This window comes from Massilia sp. DJPM01, from assembly GCF_030348125.1.
GTDB lineage: Bacteria > Pseudomonadota > Gammaproteobacteria > Burkholderiales > Burkholderiaceae_D > Telluria_A > Telluria_A frigida.
Genome location: NZ_JAQOZV010000005.1, coordinates 1 through 22,027 on the forward strand (window position 1 = coordinate 1; position 22,027 = coordinate 22,027).

The 22,027-nt window shown below is 59.7% G+C and carries 22 protein-coding genes and 1 tRNA gene; 12 read left to right on the plus strand and 11 right to left on the minus strand.

From position 1 onward, the window contains the following. The 12 genes from PO883_RS05025 to PO883_RS05080 all read left to right on the plus strand — a co-directional run. Positions 1-2,575: hypothetical protein (locus PO883_RS05025; RefSeq protein ID WP_289308761.1), on the plus strand; the 2,575-nt coding region annotated here is incomplete at its 5' end. Further along, positions 2,572-3,495, plus strand: coding sequence for a hypothetical protein (locus PO883_RS05030; RefSeq protein WP_167085254.1), 924 nt, complete (start codon positions 2,572-2,574; stop codon positions 3,493-3,495). The genes PO883_RS05025 and PO883_RS05030, both read left to right, overlap by 4 nt. An 83-nt stretch (positions 3,496-3,578) precedes the next feature. Continuing rightward, entirely contained in the window at positions 3,579-4,346 is a 768-nt protein-coding gene (locus tag PO883_RS05035; protein ID WP_289308762.1) for a hypothetical protein, read from the plus strand. A 1-nt stretch (position 4,347) separates the two neighbouring features. Continuing rightward, entirely contained in the window at positions 4,348-4,998 is a 651-nt protein-coding gene (locus PO883_RS05040; protein WP_289308763.1) for a hypothetical protein, read from the plus strand. Positions 4,999-5,058: 60 nt separating this feature from the next. After that, the gene (locus PO883_RS05045) at positions 5,059-5,334 is read left to right on the plus strand and encodes a hypothetical protein (protein ID WP_289308764.1); all 276 of its coding nucleotides are present in this window, start codon (positions 5,059-5,061) and stop codon (positions 5,332-5,334) included. Beyond that, the gene (locus tag PO883_RS05050; RefSeq protein WP_289308765.1) at positions 5,331-5,552 is read left to right on the plus strand and encodes a hypothetical protein; all 222 of its coding nucleotides are present in this window, start codon (positions 5,331-5,333) and stop codon (positions 5,550-5,552) included. The genes PO883_RS05045 and PO883_RS05050 overlap by 4 nt, the downstream gene beginning before the upstream one ends. Beyond that, positions 5,536-5,994 carry a lysozyme gene (locus tag PO883_RS05055; protein WP_289308766.1) on the plus strand — a complete coding sequence of 153 codons (459 nt, stop codon included), beginning with the start codon at positions 5,536-5,538 and terminating at the stop codon, positions 5,992-5,994. Before PO883_RS05050 ends, PO883_RS05055 begins: the two co-directional genes overlap by 17 nt. Then, positions 5,973-6,386 carry a hypothetical protein gene (locus PO883_RS05060; RefSeq protein WP_289308767.1) on the plus strand — a complete coding sequence of 138 codons (414 nt, stop codon included), beginning with the start codon at positions 5,973-5,975 and terminating at the stop codon, positions 6,384-6,386. Before PO883_RS05055 ends, PO883_RS05060 begins: the two co-directional genes overlap by 22 nt. After that, the gene (locus tag PO883_RS05065; protein WP_289308768.1) at positions 6,383-6,628 is read left to right on the plus strand and encodes a hypothetical protein; all 246 of its coding nucleotides are present in this window, start codon (positions 6,383-6,385) and stop codon (positions 6,626-6,628) included. Before PO883_RS05060 ends, PO883_RS05065 begins: the two co-directional genes overlap by 4 nt. Further along, positions 6,625-6,816 (plus strand): hypothetical protein, encoded by a 192-nt coding sequence (locus tag PO883_RS05070; protein ID WP_289308769.1) that lies wholly within the window; start codon positions 6,625-6,627, stop codon positions 6,814-6,816. Before PO883_RS05065 ends, PO883_RS05070 begins: the two co-directional genes overlap by 4 nt. A gap of 166 nt (positions 6,817-6,982) precedes the next feature. Then, positions 6,983-11,539 (plus strand): RHS repeat-associated core domain-containing protein, encoded by a 4,557-nt coding sequence (locus PO883_RS05075; RefSeq protein WP_289308770.1) that lies wholly within the window; start codon positions 6,983-6,985, stop codon positions 11,537-11,539. 14 nt (positions 11,540-11,553) lie between these two features. Beyond that, positions 11,554-11,922: a hypothetical protein gene (locus PO883_RS05080; RefSeq protein WP_289308771.1), complete on the plus strand. Its 369-nt coding sequence runs from the start codon at positions 11,554-11,556 to the stop codon at positions 11,920-11,922. Positions 11,923-13,419: 1,497 nt separating this feature from the next. Here the strand turns inward: PO883_RS05080 and PO883_RS05085 are convergent. The 11 genes from PO883_RS05085 to PO883_RS05135 all read right to left on the minus strand — a co-directional run bounded on the left by PO883_RS05085 (position 13,420) and on the right by PO883_RS05135 (position 21,912). After that, positions 13,420-14,595, minus strand: a complete 1,176-nt coding sequence (locus PO883_RS05085) for a phage major capsid protein (protein WP_289308772.1) — start codon at positions 14,593-14,595, stop codon at positions 13,420-13,422. Then, positions 14,592-15,242 carry an HK97 family phage prohead protease gene (locus tag PO883_RS05090; RefSeq protein WP_289308773.1) on the minus strand — a complete coding sequence of 217 codons (651 nt, stop codon included), beginning with the start codon at positions 15,240-15,242 and terminating at the stop codon, positions 14,592-14,594. The genes PO883_RS05085 and PO883_RS05090 overlap by 4 nt, the downstream gene beginning before the upstream one ends. Positions 15,243-15,387: 145 nt before the next feature. Further along, positions 15,388-15,678 carry a hypothetical protein gene (locus PO883_RS05095; protein ID WP_289308774.1) on the minus strand — a complete coding sequence of 97 codons (291 nt, stop codon included), beginning with the start codon at positions 15,676-15,678 and terminating at the stop codon, positions 15,388-15,390. Continuing rightward, entirely contained in the window at positions 15,671-16,123 is a 453-nt protein-coding gene (locus tag PO883_RS05100) for a hypothetical protein (RefSeq protein WP_289308775.1), read from the minus strand. Before PO883_RS05100 ends, PO883_RS05095 begins: the two co-directional genes overlap by 8 nt. A gap of 8 nt (positions 16,124-16,131) precedes the next feature. Beyond that, complete coding sequence (locus PO883_RS05105; RefSeq protein WP_289308776.1) at positions 16,132-18,267, minus strand: AAA family ATPase; 2,136 nt, start codon at positions 18,265-18,267, stop codon at positions 16,132-16,134. A 14-nt stretch (positions 18,268-18,281) separates the two neighbouring features. Continuing rightward, on the minus strand, positions 18,282-18,572 hold the full coding sequence (locus PO883_RS05110) for a hypothetical protein (RefSeq protein WP_289308777.1): 291 nt from the start codon (positions 18,570-18,572) through the stop codon (positions 18,282-18,284). Beyond that, positions 18,569-19,117, minus strand: coding sequence for a hypothetical protein (locus PO883_RS05115; RefSeq protein ID WP_289308778.1), 549 nt, complete (start codon positions 19,115-19,117; stop codon positions 18,569-18,571). Before PO883_RS05115 ends, PO883_RS05110 begins: the two co-directional genes overlap by 4 nt. Before the next feature lie 149 nt (positions 19,118-19,266). After that, positions 19,267-19,488 carry an AlpA family transcriptional regulator gene (locus tag PO883_RS05120; RefSeq protein ID WP_289308779.1) on the minus strand — a complete coding sequence of 74 codons (222 nt, stop codon included), beginning with the start codon at positions 19,486-19,488 and terminating at the stop codon, positions 19,267-19,269. A gap of 135 nt (positions 19,489-19,623) precedes the next feature. Next, positions 19,624-20,343: a hypothetical protein gene (locus PO883_RS05125; RefSeq protein ID WP_289308780.1), complete on the minus strand. Its 720-nt coding sequence runs from the start codon at positions 20,341-20,343 to the stop codon at positions 19,624-19,626. 88 nt (positions 20,344-20,431) lie between these two features. Next, positions 20,432-21,649, minus strand: coding sequence for an integrase arm-type DNA-binding domain-containing protein (locus PO883_RS05130; RefSeq protein ID WP_289308781.1), 1,218 nt, complete (start codon positions 21,647-21,649; stop codon positions 20,432-20,434). Positions 21,650-21,828: 179 nt separating this feature from the next. Further along, a tRNA-Leu gene (locus PO883_RS05135) sits at positions 21,829-21,912 on the minus strand. Between the last annotated feature and the right edge of the window lie 115 nt (positions 21,913-22,027).

Here is a 22,027-nt window from a genome sequence, read left to right on the forward strand (position 1 = left end):
TAACCTTTGGGGGAAAACGAAGCAAACGATTGTTGATAGCGGCATCCAGTTTGGCGGCAGCGTGCGCGATCTGCAAGGCGGCAGGGGGTTCGATCAGTACGCCAGTGTGGACACCACGAAATCGAGCTACTTCGGGCTGAGCAAAAATACAACCAACGCCCCGCAAACAGCCGCGTTGGGCGGTGAGCTACCTTCGCAGTTCGGCCTGATCTTCAAAGGTGTGGAGACCGAGCTTTCAGAGGCAGCCGTGGTTCTCGGCATCGGGGCAGATCACGTCACCGCGACCCTTGATGCCTTGAAGATCGATGTCACCAAAATTTCCCTCAAGGGATTGACCGGCGACGCCCTGACTGAGGCACTGAATGCGGTGCTCTCAAAAACGATGGACCAAATGAGCGCCGCTGTGTTTCCGGACATGGACGGGTTTCGCCAGGTGGGCGAAGGGTACACCGAGACTGTCGTTCGTCTGGCATCGAATTACGCCACGCTGGACAGCGCGCTTTCCTCGATCGGTATGACGTTCGGCGCAACCGGCGTTGGTAGCCTGGCAGCGCGCGAGAACCTGATCGCCCTGGTCGGCGGCATCGACAAGCTGTCCGAGCAGTCCAGCGCCTTCGCGAACAATTTCCTCACCGATGCCGAGCGTCTGGCGCCTGTCCAAAAATACGTGGCCGACGAACTGGCGCGGCTTGGACAGGCGGGGATCAAAACGCGTGAGGATTTCAGGTCTGCCGTGCTGGGATTGTCCGAAAGCGGCGCCCTCGCCACGAAGGCCGGCTCAGAAATGTACTCCGGTTTGATGGCCCTGCAGGAAGCGTTTGCTGCTGTGGTGCCAGAGCTGGAGAAAACGAAGACGGCAGCGGAAAAACTCAGCGAGCGAAACGGCCTGATCGACCAGCGCGACGAGCTGAAGATGACCCCGGAAGAGTTGGCGACAAAGCGGCGGGAAAAAGTCGACGAGTCAAATTGGGACGTTTATGACGAGGTCCAGGGCTTAGGCAAGGCCAAGACGTTGGCCGAGACAAATCAGAGGTATTTGGACCAGATCGAGGCGCTTGAAAATTCCACCCGGTCGTTGACGGAGCAGCGCGAGAAGGAGGTCGTGGGCATGGACCCTTCCACGGTCGCGATCATCAGGCGGCGTAACGCCTTGCAGGATGAGGCAGCGGCTGTCACTGCCGCAGCAACCGCTGCTGCGCTGACTGCTTCCAACAGGAAGATCGAGATCCAGATCATGGAGTTGAGCGGCGACAAGGTCGGTGCGGTTGCTGCGGCGCGGGCCGACGAGCTTGTTGGCTTGGACGCATTAACCGCCGCGCTCATCAAGAACCGGACCGCGCTGCAGGACCAGGCGGCGGCAGCGGACAACGCCGTCACGGGTGCCAATACGGCCTTGGGCGACATAAAAACTGCGGTTGATCGGGACAAGGCTTTCCTCGAGCAGGAGTACCAGCACCGGGTTGACGACCTAAAGATCCTCGCAGACGGCACGAAGGATCAGATCAGCGCGGTCAACGCACGTGCCGACGCTGTACGCGGTGTGTTCGACAAACTCAACGATGCGCTGGCCTCGACGGTCATCGAGGCGACCTTTTTCGACCGCGCGCAGCGTCGTTCGGCCCAGGAGTTGCTGGCGCGCGCGGCGATTACCACGCGCGGCGGCGGCACTGCGGATATCCAAGGTCTGGACGAAGCATTGTCCACGATTGCGAAGCCGTCCCAACAGCTGTTTGGCTCGTTTGAGGAATGGGCACGCGATCAGGCGCGGACCGGCAGCAATATCGCCGCGTTGAAGGACAACGCCAAGGCCGAGATCGACTTTGCAGCGCTGACGGTCGACGCGATTAACAAGGCCGCCGGCGTCGCACAGGCCGGCGGCGAGGCACAGCTCCGGCTCATGGCGGAGCAGCACGCGGCTGAAATGGCGGCGCAGGACAGCATCATCACGAACGCACAGACCCAGCTCGACCTCGCGCGGGGACTCAATACCGGGGTGATGTCGATCGCCGATGCGCTACGCGCGTTCGGTATCGCGGTGCAGGCAGTGAAGGACACGCCGCCTCCGCTGTCGGTCGAGGGCTTGTTCCAGAAGGTGCTCGGTCGCAAAGGAGAGAAGAGCGGTATCGATTTCTGGAAGAAGGCGTACGGCGAGTCGGTCGACAACACCGAGCTGGCTGATATCATGAAGGCGGCAAAGCCAGAACTCGACGCGCGGAAAAACGGCTCTCTGTCGGAGTTTCTGCGCACTCACGGTGTTCCTGGTTACGCCACTGGCGGTGATTTCGGCGGCGGCTTGCGCCTGGTCGGCGAAAACGGTCCGGAGGTGGAGGCGACTGGGCCAGCGCGGATATTCAACGCCGACCAGACCCGTTCGATGCTGAGCGGCGGCGGAAACGCCGATGTGGTCGCGGAGCTGCGCGAGGTCCGGCGCGAGCTGGCCGAGCTGCGCGCGCCGATGGAACGAACCGCTGTGGCCACCGGCAAGTCGGCCGGCAGTACCGACCAGTTGGCGAAGCAGTTCAATAACGTCAGCTCCGGTGGAAACGCAGTCCGAATGAAGGCGGTGCCCGCATGAGCCAACCCTGTAGTGTCCTGGCACCGGTAGCGATTACCGGCGCCATGATCGTAAGCTCAGCCGTTCCGGAAGCGGATTACCCCACTTTTTCGATGTTGAAAGCGTACGCTCTCGGTGAACGGTGCATCAGCACCGTGACCCACCGGATTTACGAAAGCGTCTCCGCGTCGTCGAATGTTGGTCATGATCCGACCGATCTGATCAACCAATTCGGCGCCGTGCCGTGGTGGGTCGACCAAGGGCCGACGAATTTGTGGGCAATGTTCGACGGCTACGTTTCAACCAAAAGCGCGGCGTCGCCCTTGTCTATAACGTTGCGCCCCGGCTCGTTCAATTCACTTGCACTGTTTGGGTTGGAGGCGGACGGGCTGAGCATCGCCGTTCGCGATGCGCCAGGCGGGAACGTGATTTACGCCTATTCCGATGATCTTGAAGGGTCTGAGCCCGGCGACTACTACGAATATTTCTTTGACCGGTTTAAGCCGCAAACTGACTTCGTAGTGACGGACTTGGCCGCATTTAACAACGCTGAAATTACCGTAACCCTGACCCGGATTACTGGCCTTGCGAAGTGTGGCCTGCTTGCACTGGGCGATATGAAGCCAATCGGGCTTACAGAGTACGGCGCGAAGGTGACGCCGAATTCCTACAGCTTCATTGATGTCGACAAATTTGGTAGAACCAAGATCACGCCTGGGGCCAACACGACGGATATGTCGGTGACGGCGAAGCTCGGGATCGCGGAGGCCGCGGCTGTCTACGCAACGTTGAAGGAGGTCCAGTCGGTCCCATGCGTTGTGATCGCGACCGATCTCGTGGATTACTCGCCTCTTCGTGTTTTCGGTTTACCGACCCCAACCCTGTCGTTCGACGGTCCAGACCTCTGCACCGTTTCCCTTGATGTGAAAGGATTTATCTAATGGCTGTAGTTCCCCCTCCACCAATCACGCCTGTACCGACGCCCGCAATTCAACGCAACGACCGTGCGACCTTCTCCAACCGAATGGACGCCTTCGTCACCTGGCTCATTTTGGCGGTTACGCAGTTTGCCGCCCTGGCGAGTAACGTGTTCGGCAACGCCACGGACGCCGCAAGCAGCGCGAGCAACGCGGGTACGTCCCTCGCGAACGCGAACCTAGCCAAGGGGGCAGCGGAAACCGCGCGCGACGCCGCCCAGACCGCGAAGGGTCTTGCGGAGACTGCCAAGGGTCAGGCCGAGCGGGCCCGTGACGCAGCGGCCGGGAGCGCGGCCATGGCCAGCGGAATCGTGGCCTTCGTCGACTCTAACTCGATTGCGAAGGGGAGCTTAGACGCGTCGAAACAAGTGCGCTTCGAGTGCGACACCTTGATCCCAACGGGCACCGTGGTTCCGCTGACGGTGCCGGCGGCCGGCGGCACCATCGCGGTGCTGTCCGACCTGCAGGAGCTGGTGCGTTCGATGACCTACTACGATAACGGCCCGAGCACTGCTGTGGCATACGCGAACGGCGGAAGCCAGCGCGTGGCGCCGGCTTCAGGCGCAAAGACGATGAGCTTCACGGGTTGGCCGGCCAGCGGCAAGCATGCGATGCAATTCCTGGAGCTGGTGAACATTGGCCAGGGAGGCGCGCCAGCCTGGCCCGCCGGGGCGCGGTTCATCAGGTACGACGGAGCAGTCGTGTCCACGGCCGCCATCGCCAATATCACCTGGCAAACAGGTGGCACCGATTATGTAATGGTGTCGACGCGCGACGGCGGCACCACGCTCATCGTTTCCGTGCTGCGGGGATGAGATGGCAAGTTCAATCGACGTCATGCGCTCGTTGTTCTACGGTAAAAAATCCCGTACGCCAATGACCCAAACTTTTAACGCCAGTGGGACGTGGGTCGCACCGGCGACGACCACCATGATCGACACGTTGTCCGGACGGGGCAGCAACGGAACCGCATCATCTGTCGTGGCTGCCAGCGCGATCACCGTGTACGTGAACTATCTTACAAGCGGTAGTGGGAGCACAGCCGGTAACTATGGCTGGGCCAGTGCTGTTTCGTTATTAGATTCGACTAAGTCTACGATCAGTGCCGGCGGGAATCCGACATACACGGAATATCAGATTGTTCAATATAGCAACAATACCTATCGAGTCGACACGCACAGTCGGCCCCTCTCAGGTGTCATCGGTAGCTCGGCTGCCTCATACGGTACTGGCGGATGGGCGCCATTCGGCAATATCAGCAACGGCGGAGAGGGCGTAGTAACTTGGAACTCCGTCGGGCCACCGACGAATGGTGACCCGAGTTCCGCATTTAGCAAAACCTTCCCAGGCGGAACTGGTGGCCCGGCACCAACTGGCAACTTCACCAACGTTACTGTCGTACCTGGAATGTCGTACGACATCGTGGTGCCGCCTGGAGGGACGATAACGTTCACCTATTACCAATAAGTTCCCTCGTCATGCCCTACATGGCCACCTTCGGGTGGCTTTTTTTATTCAAGGATACGAATGATGAATGACCAAGAGCGGGATGCGATGCTGGTGTCGATCAAGATGGATTTGTCAGACAACACGCGCAAAACGGAGCAAATCCTGACGGCATTTCCGTCCGGCGATACAGACGGGCACCGGCGCTACCACGAGGCTGTAATTGAATGGCGCGAGCTGCGCAATCGGTTGGTCCGCGAGGCACTGATCAAGGTCACGCAGGCGGGCGCGCTGGCGGGCGCCGCCTGGATCGCGCTGGCGATGTGGCAGGCGCTCAAGATCACGGTGAAGCAATGAGGCTCGTCGACGACTGGCGCGCAGTGCTGCGCAAGGCCTGGAGCGTGAAATTCAACTTGGCGGCGACGGCCTTCGGCGCAGCAGAGGTGGCCGTGGCCATCTGGCAACCGGCCGGCGTGCCGAACGGTGTTTTCGCCGGGGGCGCCGCAGCGGTCTCCATTTTCGCAAATGTCTCGCGCATCATGGCGCAGAAGGAATTGCATGGCACTGACAAATAAGCAGCGCGCCGGTTGGTGCGCAATCGCTGTCACGATGGTCGGCGGCTTCGAGGGCCTGCGTCTGGCCGCGTACGCCGATCCAGTAGGCATTCCAACGATCTGCTTCGGCGAGACCAAGGGCGTGCACCTGGGCCAGCGCGCGACGCTCGACCAGTGCAAGGCCATGCTAGCCGCGTCGCTGCAACTGGCGAACAACGCCGTGGACGACTGCATCCGGGCGCCGCTGCCAGATTACCGGCGCGCGGCGCTGGTCAGCTTCACGTACAACGTCGGCCGGGACGCTATGTGCGGCTCGACCATGGCGCGCAAGCTGAACGCTGGCGACACGCTGGGCGGTTGTGATGAGTTGCTGCGCTGGGACATGGCCAAGGGCATCCGGCTGCCGGGCCTGACGAAGCGGCGCCAGGCCGAGCGGAGCATGTGCCTCGTGGGGGCGACGTGAGCGCCCTGGGCACGCTGGCCGCTGGCGTCACTGGCGGTATCTGGAAGATCGCGGCCGTGGTCCTGCTGGCCGCCCTGCTGATGGTAGGCGCCTGGACTGGCGGCGGCTGGTTCTTGGCGGCGCGCGATCGTGACGCCGCCAAGGTGGAGCTGGCCGCCGAGCGCAGCGCGAACGCCGAACTGCGCGTCGCCATTCAGAAGCAAAACGATGCGGTCGAGGCGGCCGGCACGGCCAAGCTGCTCGCCGAGGCGCGCGGCCAAGCCGCCCAGCAGCAGGCCGCCGCCAACGGCCGGCGCCTCGATGCCGCGCTGGCCAAGGCCGCTGGCGTGCACGCGACCACGTGCGACGAGGCCATGCCAACGGTGAAGGCTCTTTTGGAGGCTCCCCGATGAAATATCTGCTGCTGGTGGCCCTGCTGCTCACTGCCTGCGCCGCGCCGCCTGTTGTGCCACCAGTCAAGGTTCCGGTGTACGGCTCGTGCGTGAAGGTGCCGCTGGCGCGTCCGGCCTTCGCCACTAAATCGCTTCTGCCCGACGCCAGCGACGGCGAGATATTGCTGGCCCTGGCGCGCGACCACCTGGTGCACTTCAAGTATGAGGGGGAGCTTGAAGCCGTGATCGCGGGGTGCTTGTGAGCGATACCGGAATTCCGGCATCGCCTGCTCGATATCGTGATGACGATATCGAAGCCGGGCCGCTGATCTTGGAGATGCGCCGGATCGACGGTCCGGACAAGTCGCCCATGCAGATGGTGAGCGCCGACATGCTGGCGCACTACCGGCGATGCGAGGCCGAGCTGGCGGTTAGGCCGGACCTACGTTGATGAGTAACTCGGCTGCGATGGGTTCTCGTATTGCCTTGGGATGATCTGGAATAAGCCGGGGCAGACAATGATGTGCGATGAGGCAATGTTGTCGTCATCGAAGTCGATATTTTTGGTTTTCCGACTGGCAATTGCAGCCAGCTTCTCCCGCAAAGGATAGGAAACCATGACGATGTCCCACGCACGCCTGTTTCAGCCGCTTATGCACGCCATACGTTCCGCCCTGATACTGGTGCTTCTGGTGCTCGGCAGTGCGCGTGCGGAGAACGGCCTTCCAGAGGGAACGCTCGGCTGGTGGTATTACACCGGGATGCTTAATCCAGATCGTTATGCGCCCGACCCGGTTACTGCCTGTCAAAGAGGGGCGATGCATCACGCGCGACAGCCGATTGTCGCGATGCGGCCTATCAAAGGACGCCGCGACTATTTTGAATGCGCCTATAAGTGGCCCACCTCACACGGCCCCGTTTCCTGGCTTGGGGAGACCATCCTGCGGTGTGAACCGGGATATCAGGCTTATGCGCAGGGCGTTTGTCGCAAACAAAGGCCGGAAAGTCCTGCACCCTTGAAATGCGGAGAGGCTGCTGGGAACCCGGTTCAGTTCGCCAGCGGCGCCAAAGTCCAGCATGAAATCGATGTGGGCGGCGGCGCCAACGACGCACTGGGTGTCCTGCGTACCTACCGCAGTGTGCGCGAAAGCGGACTCGGGCAATCAGCAGGTATGGGCTGGTCGTTTTCGTTCGAGCGCGCCTTTTTCGCGCCACCTTCATTGCTGGGTAATACCAGACCGAGAATCATTGGCGCACTCAGCGACGGTAGCCATGTCGAATTCTGGCGGCAGGCAGACGGCACATACAGGTCCAGTTACGACAGGGGTACGACCCTCGAAGTACAAGGCCCCGATGAAACTGTCTGGCTTCTGACGACGCCGGACGGCACGGTCGAACGTTTCCTCCGGAACGGCGACGACTTCAGACTCAGCAGCGTTCATACGCGCACCGGCATGGCCACGTTTTACACTTACGATGCGAACAACCAGTTCAGCAAGATTGTCGACACCAGCGGCCGCAGCCTGATAATCACGTGGGAAGGTGACGTCATCGCGTCGATCTCCAATGCCACCGGCAGCGTGCGCTACGAATACGAGCATGCCGCCGTACCCGGCTATGCTCCCATTGAAGGCATGGACCGCTTGGCCGGTGTGCACTTTCTCGACCGCTCTGGTGCGGAGATTTCCTCGCGCTCTTATCACTACGAAGATCCCAACGATCGCTTCCTGCTCACCGGAATCACCGATGAGCACGGCAAGCGCTTTGCCACGTATGCCTACAACGGCGAGGCGCAGGCCGTGCTGACGGAGCACGCCGGCGGTGCGCAGCGCTACACATTCGCCTATCCCAACCCGACCAGCAGGATTGTGACCGATCCGCTCGGCAGCAGCCGCAGCATCGGCATCGCGTACGACGCCAATAACAAGAGCCAGATTACCGCCGAAAGCCAGCCCGCCGGCGCGGGCTGCGCCGCAAGTGCCAAGGCAAGCACCTACAGCGACAAAGGTGACGTGGCCAGCCGTACCGACTTCAATGGCAACAAGACCTGCTTCATCAGCGACCCCGTCCGTGGGACCGAGCTGGCACGCACCACCGGGCTGGCCAAAGATGCTGTATGTCCCGCGAGCATCGATAGTGCGATTCCAGCCGGCGCGCGCAAGACGAGTACGCGCTGGCATCCGGACTGGCCCCTGGCCAGCAGTACCGCGTCGCCTGGGCGCATGGATACGACGATCTACAACGGCCAGCTCGACGCCGCAGGTAAAATCGTGGAATGTGCTGGCGGCGCAGTGCTGCCCAACGGGAAGCCGATTGCTGTTGTGTGCCGGGCAAGCGTTCAGGCGACCACGGACAGTAACGGCGGACTCGGCTTTGTAGCCGTCCGAACCGGCCCCGTCCAGGAATGGCGCTACACCTACAACCGCACCGGGCAGATGCTGACGAGCAGCGGCCCGGTTGACGCCAATGGCAAGGCCGAAGCGTCCAGCATGGTCTATTACGCCGACACCAGCGCAAGCCACGCCCCCGGTGACTTGGCGAGCGAGCGCAACAGCGTTGGCGGGGTGACCAGTTACCTCGAGTACAGCGAGGATGGCTTGCCGACGAAAGTTCAGCGTCCCAATGGACAGATTGTTGGGCTTGAATATGGCCCGCGCCAGCGCTTGGTGTCCAGCACCGTCCGCGCGACAAGTGGGCAAGCTGAAACCACGCGTTATGAATACGATATTGCGGGACAACTGATCCGTACAACTGCGCCCGACGGATCGGCGCTGGAGTACACGTACGATGACGCGCACCGCATGACCGGCTTGCGCGACCGTGCCGGCAACAGCATCTTCTTCACCCTTGATGCGATGGGCAATACCGTGCGCCAGGAAGTGAAAGACCCGAACGGCAAACTGGTGGCGCAAACCACGCGCGCCTTCGACGCGCTCAGCCGCCTGCAACGGGAACAGCGCAGTGCCAAAGACCCCGGCGCGCGCTTTGAATACGATGCCGCCGGCAATCTGACATCGAGCACCGATTCGATGGGCCGTGTCAGCAAGGGAACTTACGACACGTTTAATCGTCTGATCCAACAGGCGCTTCCTGCGGCGGATGCCACGGGCAAGCCGGCGACCATCGATTACGCGTACACGCCGCAGGATCAGCTTGCATCGGTGCTCGATCCACGGCGCTTGCAGACGCGCTATGTCTTCAACGGACTGGGGCAGCAGACGACGTTGATCAGTCCCGATACCGGCACCACGAGCACGCAGTTCGACGGCGCTGGGAACGTGATATCGAACGTCGACGCGGCCGGGCGCAAGACTGCCTATCGATACGACGCGGCGGGTCGCGTGACCGGTATCGGCGCCAGCACGTTTGAGTACGGCGCGGTCGGCACGCCCGCAGCGGGCCGCGTGACGGCAATGACGGATGAGGCTGGAAAAACGGTGTACGCCTACGATGGCATGGGGAGGCTCATCAGGAAGGAGCAGACGAGCGGCCCGGCGGCCCGGCGCTTCGTGACCTCCTACACTTACGGCAGCGAAGGAAGTGCCCTTGGACACGCCACTACGATGACCTACCCCAGCGGCAATCGCATTGACGTCACCTATGACACCAACGGGAAACCGTCCTCCCTGGGCTTGACGCGCCCGAATGCCGCGCGCGTGACGATTCTGAGTCAGATAAGCTACCAACCGTTTGGAGCCGTGCGGGCGTGGTTATGGGGGAACCACAGCGCTGGCAGTCCCAACAAATACGAGCGCCAGTTCGACCTTGAGAACCGGCTGGTCAGCTATCCGCTGGGACACCCGGCCGCTGGCGGTGCGCTACGCACGCTTGGTTACGACGCCGCCGGGCGCATCGTTTCCAGCACACACAAGGGTGGCACGCCGGGCAAGCTGGACCAGCGCTACTACTACGATGGACGTGATCGCCTGGTCGGTTTTGATAGCGTCATCGGGGGCCAGAGTTTCGAATACGATGCCAATGGTAACCGCACCAGATTGAAAATCGGTCCCAACAGCTACCTCAACATGATCGATCCCGGCAGCAATCGGCTTACTTCCACGTCCGGACCAGTGCCTGCAAAACGAAATACGTACGATGCCACGGGCAACCTCGTCAGCGATGGAGCAATACGCTACGTCTACGGCAACAATGGGCGCTTGAGCAGTGCCACAGGAGTTGGTGGCGTGACCACTCAATATCGCTACAACGGGCTCGGCCAGCGGGTTATCAAGTCGGATGCGGCCGGCGCATCGACTTACTTCGTCTACAACGAGGCCGGGCAGATGGTGGGCGAGTACAACAGCGCCGGGACGCCGATACAGGAAACCATTTACTTGGAGGGGATGCCGGTCGCCGTGATCAAACCGCGTGCCAGCGGTGCAGAAGAAAATGCATACTACGTCTATGCCGATCACCTGGCAACAGCCCGGGTCATCACGCGCGCCAGCAACAACAAGATGGTGTGGCGCTGGGACGGCGCGAATCCGTTCGGCGAGGACCAGCCCGATGAAAACCCGAATCGCGTAGGAAACTTCGCCTACAACTTGCGCTTTCCTGGACAATATTACGATAAGGAGACCAATCTATATTACAACTATTATCGGGACTATGATCCGCAGACTGGACGGTATGTGCAGTCCGACCCGATTGGGCTTGCTGGTGGAATCAATACGTACGGTTACGCTCTCGGAAATCCGGTCTCATACGTCGACCCATCGGGTCTTCTAGTACCCCCACCAAGCGTTGTGACATGGGTCGGCTCAGCGGCTGGCACTACAACCACAGCGGCAGGTGCAGGCGTTGCGGTAGCTGGTGCCGTAGGTGTGGGTATTGGCCTCGGCTTCAATTCTGCGTGGGAGCATTTTGCCGGCCAGCCCTTTGGTACCAGCGTTTATGACTGGTTCCATCCAGACGATTCGGCCCACGCGTCTGCGAAGAGTGATCGGGATCGCGCATCCAGAGGAGCCGCAGGCGTTATCGCAAAGGCTCAAGGTCGTAACCGACCTAACAAAGACGACGACCATTGCCACAAGCAAATGAAGGCCGACGAATTAATTTGTTCTCGTCTGCCTTGGCAGGGCGGTGTGCAGGCGAGATGCTATTCAAGTGCAGCATTGCGTTACAACGCCTGTACTGAAGGGAAAGATTTGCCGAACCTTAATTGTTCAAAATAAATTGGAGTTGGCCGATGAATGTAGAGACTTTAGGTGCAATTTTTGCGACCAGGATGTTGGAATTAGTATCGGCGGACGGAAGCATTCGCCCAGTGTGGATAAAAATTGGCAAGCCAAGGAAGTACGAGAAAAATATCCGGTTTTGTCCATACCAAATTATTGGAATAGGAGATGAGAAAATACGATACGCTTTAGGTTCTGATGCCCTCCAATCACTAATCTTGACCCTAACGAAGATTGGGGCAGACATTTATGGGTCGCCCGAATCGAAGGCAAGGAAGCTCACATGGATGGAAGACGAATCGCATAACTTGGGCATTCCAGTCTTTGCGGAAGTGTATGGCGATGTCGTTCCTGCGCCAAGTATGAGTCTAGTTTTATAGTTAACCGGAGGCTAAGAGCGCGGCAGCGGGTCAGTGACTTAGGGGCAGAGTACAGTCCGTTTGGCGAGCAAGTCACTGTCTCCGGTCGACTGGCGTTTAGTGTCGATTCAGATACGCCCTCGTTCAAATTGGCAGACGTCAAGTTGCTGAGGGCCAAGTAGCAGGACCAGCTATCCTACGACGAACATGGAACAGTAGAAATTCCAAGCACCGTACACGCAAAAATGCCCAGCGCGAGCCGGGCATTTTTGCGTGTCGTTCGCGTGTCATTGCTACGACAATTACAGACAACCTAAGACAATAATCGGCAGCTTTCGATTTTTAAGAATTCCCAATAAAATTAGGGTCTTACATCGTCTTTCGTGGTCTGCCAACAACTTATTGAGTGGTGGAGGCGGCGGGAATCGAACCCGTGTCCACAAGCACTCTACCTACTTAAAAAATTCTTCGCATAGCCGGTGTTGAGCAACCATAGTGATCCTCATCCGGCATTAACGATGCAGAGGTGCTCAGCTTAGATCATGAAGGGGCAGCCGGCCGAGATCGCCAAGTAGCCTCAGCGCCCTTCATTTAAATGCTTGGCGGTGCTTCTGGATCAAATCCTCCTGCAGCGACTTTACGGCGTCGGAGCAGGGGGGGGTATGCGTCTGGCGTGGGGGAGATGCGAGGACTTTGCGGAACAAACCGCGCTTTGCGGAACTGCTTGAAAACAACTGGAGAACGTAAGTGCTTGAATTCATTGGTGCCGGGAGCCGGAATCGAATTCTGCTATGAGGATTGTTGAAATATTTCGTAAGTACCGTCAAAAGTACCGACAAAAAGGAAAGCGTCCCCACGGTCAATCGCATTTGTTCATTTGATTAAAAATCTATCGGGGAAAAGTTCCGCGTGAGGGAACTAGGGGTGTCCAGGGAAAATCACCCCAGACTTTCGACCCGCCCCCTCGCGTACGCGCGCGCGCACAACGCTGCTGGTTGCCGGCCAGGGGATCGAGAACCCCGATTCGGGGGCCTGGCGTTTTGTGGGTTAGCGTTAAATGCGAGGGTGAGCGCGGTCCTGTGCGGACGATATGTCCGAGGTTTTGACCCGCCCTGGGGAATCTGAGGCTATGTCAAAAAACCGTTTTTCTATCTTGACCGTGTGAATAAATGGGTAGAGCGCGGTCCTGTTCTGCATGGCCGTGCAGAGTTTCGATGCCCCCACTCTGGGTCTGATTCTGGGGTCGGGTGCCGTCTCAGAAAAATATTCTCAATTCGCGGTTGTGCGCATCGAGGGTCGGAGCGGTCCTGTGTGGGCGACCTTCCGCCAGTCTCGATGGGCCTCCCCTTGGTATGGGTTGGATTCCAAGTCTGGACCCGCTGCGCACCTGGCGCCGGACGCAAAAAGGCCCAGCGTGTGAGGCTGGGCCAGTCCTGCATCAGACGCAAGGATGACGTCCTGCAGGTCTCACGGTTTGTCGTGCGGGCCACTCATGAGTTACGCCATGATGCTTGAGGGTTAGGCTGTGAACACGCCCTTGATCAGCACTTCAGGACGCATCACGGCCAAGGCCACGCGCTCCTCCGCCAGGATCGCCAGCAGGTTGCGTGTGAAGTAGTCCTGATGCTGGGTAGCGATCTCGATGGTAGCCTGCTGGCGGTCGTACAGGCGCGCTGCGCGGGAGAAATCGCCAACCATGAACTCGGTCGGCCCCATCGCATCGGTGACTACTACAGGCACCCGCCACACGCTCGCACGCCCGTTGTCGTCGGTCACGGTGTACGAGAACTGATAGCGGCCCTCGCCGTCCTTATCCAGCTCCAACATCTCCAGGCCGATCGGGTTGATGACGATCCCGGTGGCCACGCCGCGCGCCAGCTGAACCTGGGTGATGGCACGGCGCAGTGTGTCGCTGGGCTTATCGCCGGTAACATGCCGGATGTATCCCGTTGCCACGGTCCACATGCCCATGATGTTGGCACCGGTGCCACTGCCTTTCAGGAGTTGAGCATCCTCGGCAAGTTGGAGAGCATCGCGCAGTTCGGTATCGATGTAGTCGGCCAGCATAACTTCATCGTCGAGCGCCTGGCGGGATGCTGGAATCCATACCGCGATGGTGCGCACGGGTGCGGTCTCGAGCGAGGTGCTCAGGTCGATCTGGCTCTTTTCGTCACCCTCAACCACTTGGATCGCCGCGGTGCCCGTGCGATTGCCCTTCAGGTATTCGATGCTGGCGGCTTTGGTTGGTCGGGTGATCAGCAGGTCACGGACAGCGATGCGCCTTCCCATCGATCCAAAAATCTCGGTTTCGCGCTTCCCGTTTACGTGCACGCGGTTGCTGGTAATCGTCGCTTTCTGCCCCAGCTCAAAGCCGGGTACCGAAATGCGCAGGTTCTTCACCGAACTGTCTCGCAGCATGCTCAGGCCATTGCTCTTGAGGACGAGGGAGCTGACGGCCACAGCGGCACCGTCGTCACCGGCAGGCCGGCGCACGCCCTTCTGTTCGAGATCCATAATCTGAGCATTGGTCGCTTCCTTGAACTCCTTGAGTTCGGCGGCGGTTGCATCGATGCGGGCGTTTGCCGACTTGGTCAGCTCGGTGATGGCCTGGGCCACGTCGCTGGCGCCGCCGTGTTGGTCGCCGTAGGATTTGGTCAGCAGGGGCGTGGTGGTGTTGGTGTATTGAGTGTTCATTGGGATGCTTTCGTAAATTGTTGGGTAGCGGCTTTGAGCGCCGCGATGATTTCGATTGAGTCGTCGGGTTCGGCAAACCCCGCAAAGCCTTTTGATGCGACGGCCTTGGCTTCGCGCCGGGAAAACCCGATCTGCGCTAAAGCTTCTTCCAGGTCGCGCACCGTGGCCGGTTTGATCCCTGCCGTCTTGACCGCACTAATCCGCGCCGCTGAATCGGCAGGAACGGACACCACAGAGATTTCTGCCAGGTCAATGGCCGTCAGCACGTTGACGCCTTCCCGCATTTGAGAGCCGCCTTTGGTGACGCGGTAGCCGATGCTCAGGCCCGTAACGTCACCAGCCCGCAGGTGTTCAAATGCTTGTTGGCCGGCCGTGGTCTTGAGGTTGATTTGGCCGGTGACTTGGAGACCGCGAGCGTCCTCGTTCATTTCAATCCAGCGCCCGATTGGCGTATCGGCTTTGTGCGACCACAGCATGACTGGGGCGGTGCCTTTGGCGCGGTGGTTGGCGAGGGAGTCGCGGAACGCGCCCCTGGCGACTTGATCCCCGTACGAGTCAATGCCGCCGAACACGGAGGCGTAACCGGTGACGAGTCCCTCGGCCTGGGAACGAACTTCTAGTAGTGGTAGAGAGTGAGAGAGCGACATTATTGGAATCCTTTAGTCCGAGCGAAAAAGAACACTGTTGAAAGTGTCGATTTAACTTCGGCAGGCATCCCGCGCTGCTGATGAAGTGGACCGGGCCTACATCCCGTAGGCTCAGTCACTAAGCAAAAGTATACGTTGCTCGGCATCAATTCGCAACCCCTACGCCGTTGCCGACAGTCGCCACCGTCGCCAGGGTGAGGTGCCGGCCTTCGCGCTCGACGCCCACCAGGCTAATTTCGTTATTACCGTTACGGTCGATGGTGACTTTGATGCCGACCCGGCCACCACCTGTCAGTAGCCGGTTCAAGCCTTCTTGCTTATCGAGGGCAAGGTCAACGGTCAGGGTGTGCATCAGGTCGCCGGAAGCGCGGACGAGGGCGGCGCATTGCGACGAGAGAGTAGCGGCGTTTGCGGTAGGGACAAATTTATCAGTCATTTTGTGCTTTCAATGTGTGTGTTTTCGAGACCGTCAGTTCGGCGCGGAACCAATCGATGGCGTGCGGGATGCTCGCCAGGCTCTGCGAATAGCTGGCGGCGCGTATCTGTTCTTTGGCTTCGGTGCTGACCTCGGCGCTTTCGCAGTACTGGTTAATCAGCGTATTGAGGTCGGCAATCATCGCCAGCCATTCAGCCTGCGTGCGAGGTTGGACCGATATTGCGGCCATGGCCTGGGCTTGCTCAAGGGTTAGGCCGTCAACCTCCATAAACTCGGCCACAAGGTCGATATCCTGACTTCCTGCCAAGTGAGCCAGTAGTGCCACCTTGTTCGCCCGCACCTTGTCAGCCATGGCATTTACAGCCTTTGCGGTGCCACGCAGTTTGAGAGCGCCGCCGATCAGATACACGGAAACGCCAGCCGCCGAACAGTTGTCAATCAGCATTTGCGGGCTCATACGGACACCTCGATAGTTTCGTCAGCATCCGAAGGGAGCGCCGAAGGGAGCGAAGGGAGCGCATTATTTTGTGTGCGCTCTTCGCTCCCTTCGCGCTCCCTTCGTGCGCTAGTTGCTGGCAAGCACCAAACCCAAGCACCGCCCATGCTCATCTTTTTTGCTTCGATGCCCATCGTTTTCTTCAGGCGTTTTGCCGCGTCCCACGAGTGACCGGAATCGCGCACCTCGGCCATGAGTGCTTTTGTTGCCATCGAACCGCCTGCATCCTTGAGCGTGTCGAGTAGCATTTGCTGTAGGTCGTCCCGGGTGCCGCTATCCCCGTCGTCCTCGGCGTGCTCGACCTCTCCCAATATCTCGCGTGCGGTGCCTTCTATGGTTCCTTCCCATACCGCGTGTGTGGCTTCGATGCCGCCATCGATGGTGACTAGGTTGAGGGAGTAAGACACGCCGCCGTCATCTGGGGCAATGTTCGACTTGGCACGGGCCAGAACACGGCGGCTGCTGTCTTCTTCCTTTGCGGTGACCAGTACCATACGAGCAAGCGCGCCGAACGCCTGGGAGCCGATTACGCGGTCCTGGGGGGCCTTACCAGCGCCGCCCTTGGCAAAGTGTGTGATGCCGATGACGGCACAGCTATGGGCCTCTGCGAAGTCCACGACAGCCTGTAGGCTTCGGCGCACATCGTTGGCGCGGTGCATGTCGCCGGCGACGGCCGACACAATCGGATCGATGATCAGCAGCGACACGCCGCCGATCCTCTCCACGGCGCGATGCAGCTCCGGGATATCCTGCGATGGATCGAACGGCACGCTCTCGCCGTTTTGAATAATACCCTCGATGAAGTGACAGCGATTCAGGTCAGCGCCGGAAGCAATCAGGCGCGGCACCAGCGTGTCATCGGCTACGTCTTCGCTAGACCACACCAGGACGTTGCCTTTACGGCGACAGGGGCTACCGTCAGGCCAGCGACCACCAGCAGTCAGTACTGCCGCGAGTGCCAGGGCAAGCGTAGTTTTGCCAGTGCCAGCAGCGCCCGCCAAGATGGTGAGCTTTCCTGCAGGGAGCCAGCCAGGCCAAAGCCAAGTGATGGGTTGCGGCTTAATATCCATGCCACACCTGATTTTCACCGTGCGCGTGTCGACCGCAGGAACCATGGAACGATCAGTGGTCAGGCTTGTAGCGGAATCAAAGTGCAACGGTGCATCTTGATCGGCAACCGTGGGCGTGGCCGCGCCAATTGCTGCCATGACTGCTGCATCGCCTTCACGGGCTTGCATGTCGTTGAAGTCGGTAGGCTGACCGTCGCCAGGCTGGAAAGCAGGGAGAGCGAGCCAGCCGCCGACAGCAGCAGCGGCCGCTTTCGCCTTCGCCACGCCTACATTGCCGTGTTCATTGAACCGGTCGTCATCGGCGCACACGATAATGCGGACGTCGGGCAGCTTGTCGCGTAGGGCCAGGGCCACCGGTTCAAGGTTGCCGGCATTGAAAGCCACCGCCACGGGGTAGCGCGTCACGGCATGGAGACTTGCGCCGGTAGCGAAGCCTTCGCAAACCAGCAGCGTATCGATCGGCTTGCCCCCGAAGCTGTAATAGCAGCCTTTGACCTTGCCGTGAGACTTAAGGTGCTTGGTGCCATCCTCGTAGATGAATTGCAAACTGGTGACTGCCCCGCCAGCGTCCCGGATCGGCACAATCAAGGTGCGCTTGTCCTTGAACTCTTTCAGCCCGTACGGTTTGATCCCTTTGCGCACGCAATAGGGGTTGTCGTCAGTCGCGTCAAGCGCACCGGCGAGGATGCGCACGCACGCCGCGGCTGCTTCCGCCTCCAGCTGCAAACGTGTCAGCTCGGCTTCCTGGCGTGCCTTTTCCACGCGGGCGCGGTACTCGGCATTTTCCACCGGCGTCATCTTCTGGTCCGACTTGCCGCACCACTTTTCGGACAGGTCAGTTTTCCAGTTGCCGAACGCTCCAGCCGGCACGCTGTCGCCGTGCAAGATGTACCAGGCTGATTTCTTGCCTTGCTTGTCGTCGGCTGCGTCAAAACGGCGGCGCTTGCCGTCAGCGATGATTTCAGGCGGTGCCAGGTCGTAGACGGCCATAGCCGCGCCAAACTCGGCCTCGATATTGGTCATGGTTGCTTGCATCGTTATACCTCCACCCGTGGTTGGAAGTTTCGACCGTCGATCAGCGCGTACACGTCCATGCCGTAGTGAATCGCTGCGGCACAGAGAAGCTGGTCACGGCCGCCGCGTCCGGTCTCTTGGAACTGGTCGAGGAGACGCAAGACCAGCTCGACCGAACGTGCAAGCCACTCCTGGCCGTTCTGGTCAACGAAATAGATAAACGGTTCTAGGCCGTTTTCGCTGTTCAGGCCCAGGTCGCCGCCGTCGAAGCAGTACGGGGGCACAGGCAATTTCACCGCAACAGGGGCGTTCATGCTGCACCTCCGATCTTTGCGACAGCGGCGCGCCAGATGGTCTTGCCTTCCTCGATACCAGCGAAGTAGGCATCAGCCGCGGCTGTGCCCGCCTGATACGGCATGTCGAAGTCCTTGCGCTCAATGCGGTGCTCAAGCGCCATGCGTGCGCCGGCCTTGTATTCCTGGCTGCGTGGCGTGCGACCGTTGTAGAACGCGGTTTGAAAAAGCTGCTCGACGGACAGGGTGCCGACGGATGATGGGGAATGTTGGGATGTGGTGGTGCCTGGCATGATGATACCTCTTCGGGTGGCGTTTGCACCGCCTTCCGTCGCCAAACGGGGAGGGCGGCAAATAGTAAGGTTGGCGAACCGGCACCCAAAGCCACCGGCATACCCGAAGGTATCCCTACTACTGCCGCCCATTGAATGGGCGATCGAGGTCAACACACGTAAAAAAACCGCTTTGCGCGGTCTGTGCGCTTTGGGTAGTGTCCGGTCGCCAAACCAGGTTCCCTCTTTTTCGGGAACGTGTTCAGAATAGGCTTCGATGCCCGAAGGCGTCAAGGAATTTTCACGAGGGCGGTGAAGTATTTCAGCAACGGCGCGACGAAGGGAGCACGAAGAGCGCAGAAGGGTGCACAGAAAAAAAGGTGCTCCCTTCGCTCCCTTCGGTGATTTCCTGCTCCCTTCGTGGAAGCTCAGGAGGGACGCAATCATCGTGCGGCCCCGGCCTGGCGCTCGATGAAAGCATCGACCTCGGCGGCGTCCCACACGGTGACGGACTCGCCCAGCTTGAACGGTTTAGGGAACTTGCCTTCGCGGACCCAGCGCCACACGGTCGTAGCGCTGACCGGCAGTTTGCCAGGTCGTGCGGGTTTGGTTTTGGTGGCCGGCGCAGTGGCCAGCTCGCTGATGCGGATAACACGTTGTGACATGAAGCACCCCTTCGCAGTTCGCAGTAGCACGGTATGTGCTGCGATGGGTGAATCATGTTTGACTTGCACCGGTGGTGCTATGCTCCTAAGCGGGCATGTGGCAGCGGATAGCTGCTTGGTGGCTACTTTTAGCGGCTAGGCGGACTGTCTAAACCACTTTTCGATAGTGCGCTGAGCATTTTGTTCCGTCAAATGGGCGCCAATAGTACGACCATATGCAATAATTTCTTCCTTTAAAGTATAGGCCGCTTCAGGCACTGACTTCCATTCACTGAGCCTGTATCTCTCAACAGACCAATTTTTGAGATTGCCCATTGGGGCATGCCGCTTTGCCGCTCCCTTCTTTCCACTTTTTGACATCTCTAACGATATCCGCTGCGAGGCCTCGGCTTCGATTTGGACGTCGTCGGGCATATGTATCCAAACCAACAACTCCGAGACAAGGCAAACGAGACTGACGAACTCCTCCTCGCTTGCGCCGATAGAAACGCGTAGAGGCGCAAACATACCAAGGGCCACTGCACGCTCTCTATAGCTTGCAGCGTGCCACTCGCGAAATTGCTTTAATTGGGCAGCATCAATTTCCGTATTTATCTCGGTGTCAAAATTGTACTCGCCACGAATGCAAAATTTATCCTCCTCAACCAGTAAGTTGCAATCTGCATCACTTAGAAAATCTTCCCCATCCTCCAGGCGATCAAATTTTTTGATTCGATCCCACTCCCCGATTCGATATGCACGTTCGACGTCCAATCCGATGCGTTTTGCAATCTCGTGGCATTGGATAGAGAGAGCATCCAGTTTGTTTGCGAGCGCCTTAGCAAGCTTTTTATTTGATTTTTCTATTTGATTCACGACATGCCTTGATGCCCTGTAAAAAGGTATCAGTCCAGCCCGTCAGGGGAAACGGATCTTCGGGATCGGCCTAGGACTGCGTAAACGCTCAATTCGTTGTTCGTATCGGAATCACGTCCGCCCCCACGCGCAGCTTGTCTAAGTAGTCGGCCCAGCGCTGCATCATCTTCCGGCGTGCCGGCAAGTGCGCGGTGCGGTTGTAGGCGCGGCCGTTCGGGTCTTTCACTGCGTGTGCCAGCTGGTGCTCGATCAGATCGACCCGCTCGCCTAGCACTTCATCCAGGATCGTGCGCGCCATCGCCCGGAAGCCGTGCGCGGTCATCACGTCCTTGGAGTAGCCCATGCCGCGCAGCGCCGCGTTGACGGTGTTCTCACTCATGCAGCGCTCGGTAGTGCGCACGCTGGGGAAAACGTACCTGCCGTCCCCGCTCATGACCTGCACGCTGCGCAAGATGGCGATAGCCTGGGTGGACAGCGGCACCAGGTGATCAGACTTCATCTTCATCTTGGCGCCAGGGATGCGCCACTCGCCAGCGTCCAGGTCGATCTCGCACCACTCTGCCGACCGTAGCTCGCCAGGACGGACAAACAGGAGGGGCGAGAGCTTTAAGGCGGCAATCGCGTACGGGTGGCCGGCGTAGGTGTCGATCGAGCGAAGCAAGGCACCCGCCTTTTGCGGCTCGGTGATGGCGGCGTAGTGGGATTTCGGCACCACGGACAGGGCGCCGCGCAGATCGGCAGTAACGTCCCGGTCGGCCAAGCCCGTAGCGACTGCGAAGCGGAACACCTGGCCGCATAGCTGCTTGATTTTGTGGGCTGACTCGATGGCGCCGCGTGCCTCGATCTTGTGAAGCACGGCCAGCACGTCACGCGGGCCTATGGCGGCGATAGGCAGGTCTCCGAGCCACGGGAACACGTTACGGTCCAGCCAGGCCGTGTTCTTCTCCTGGGTGCTCTCAGCCCTATTGGCGGCCGTCTTTTCCAGCCAGGTGCGCGCCACGGTCTCAAAGGTGGTCACGGCCGCAGCGTGGGCGTGCTTGCCGGCGCGCTTGGCCGCGCCTGGGTCGATGGAGTCAGCCAGTAGCTGGCGGGCCTCGTCGCGCCGCACACGTGCTTTCGCCAGGGAAACATCCTTGTAGACGCCCAGCGCCAGTGTCTTGCGTTTACCCTCGAAGCGGTAGTCCATCCGCCAGTATTTACCGGTGGACTTCACCAAGAGGTACATACCGCCGCCGTCTGCGTACTTGTCGCCGCTGGGCGTGTCGGTCGCCTTTACCTTGTCTATAAACGTCGCTGTCAGTGCCATGCTTTCTCCCCGTGACGGTATCTGGCGGTGACGGTATTTCGGATACCGTCAGAAATACCGTCAGATGCTTGCCATTCTACGCCACAACATGGCACTGCTTAGCACAACAAAAAACCCGCGCCTCCTATGAGAAGGGCGGGTTTTGGTGCTTCTTGGCACTGCTTGATATTGTCATTTAGTGCCGGGAGCCGGAATCGAACCGGCACGCTGTTTCCAGCGCGGGATTTTGAGTCCCGTGCGTCTACCTATTCCGCCATCCCGGCAACGCGACCCGCATTATGGCTGATTTGCCCGATTCAGGCAACTCTTTCGCATTTTCGCGCCCGGCTGTCATTCCGCCAGCCCGGCGAACGGCGTATGATCTCGTCTACCTTGGGC

Excerpts from the sequence above, each read along its gene's own strand:
- PO883_RS05030 (WP_167085254.1), top strand. The coding sequence starts at position 2,572 with ATGAGCCAACCCTGTAGTGTCCTGGCACCGGTAGCGATTACCGGCGCC.
- PO883_RS05035 (WP_289308762.1), top strand. The coding sequence starts at position 3,579 with ATGGACGCCTTCGTCACCTGGCTCATTTTGGCGGTTACGCAGTTTGCC.
- PO883_RS05040 (WP_289308763.1), top strand. The coding sequence starts at position 4,348 with ATGGCAAGTTCAATCGACGTCATGCGCTCGTTGTTCTACGGTAAAAAA.
- PO883_RS05045 (WP_289308764.1), top strand. The coding sequence starts at position 5,059 with ATGATGAATGACCAAGAGCGGGATGCGATGCTGGTGTCGATCAAGATG.
- PO883_RS05050 (WP_289308765.1), top strand. The coding sequence starts at position 5,331 with ATGAGGCTCGTCGACGACTGGCGCGCAGTGCTGCGCAAGGCCTGGAGC.
- PO883_RS05055 (WP_289308766.1), top strand. The coding sequence starts at position 5,536 with ATGGCACTGACAAATAAGCAGCGCGCCGGTTGGTGCGCAATCGCTGTC.
- PO883_RS05065 (WP_289308768.1), top strand. The coding sequence starts at position 6,383 with ATGAAATATCTGCTGCTGGTGGCCCTGCTGCTCACTGCCTGCGCCGCG.
- PO883_RS05075 (WP_289308770.1), top strand. The coding sequence starts at position 6,983 with ATGACGATGTCCCACGCACGCCTGTTTCAGCCGCTTATGCACGCCATA.
- PO883_RS05080 (WP_289308771.1), top strand. The coding sequence starts at position 11,554 with ATGAATGTAGAGACTTTAGGTGCAATTTTTGCGACCAGGATGTTGGAA.
- PO883_RS05085 (WP_289308772.1), bottom strand. The coding sequence starts at position 14,595 with ATGAACACTCAATACACCAACACCACCACGCCCCTGCTGACCAAATCC.
- PO883_RS05090 (WP_289308773.1), bottom strand. The coding sequence starts at position 15,242 with ATGTCGCTCTCTCACTCTCTACCACTACTAGAAGTTCGTTCCCAGGCC.
- PO883_RS05095 (WP_289308774.1), bottom strand. The coding sequence starts at position 15,678 with ATGACTGATAAATTTGTCCCTACCGCAAACGCCGCTACTCTCTCGTCG.
- PO883_RS05100 (WP_289308775.1), bottom strand. The coding sequence starts at position 16,123 with ATGCTGATTGACAACTGTTCGGCGGCTGGCGTTTCCGTGTATCTGATC.
- PO883_RS05105 (WP_289308776.1), bottom strand. The coding sequence starts at position 18,267 with ATGACCAATATCGAGGCCGAGTTTGGCGCGGCTATGGCCGTCTACGAC.
- PO883_RS05110 (WP_289308777.1), bottom strand. The coding sequence starts at position 18,572 with ATGAACGCCCCTGTTGCGGTGAAATTGCCTGTGCCCCCGTACTGCTTC.
- PO883_RS05120 (WP_289308779.1), bottom strand. The coding sequence starts at position 19,488 with ATGTCACAACGTGTTATCCGCATCAGCGAGCTGGCCACTGCGCCGGCC.
- PO883_RS05130 (WP_289308781.1), bottom strand. The coding sequence starts at position 21,649 with ATGGCACTGACAGCGACGTTTATAGACAAGGTAAAGGCGACCGACACG.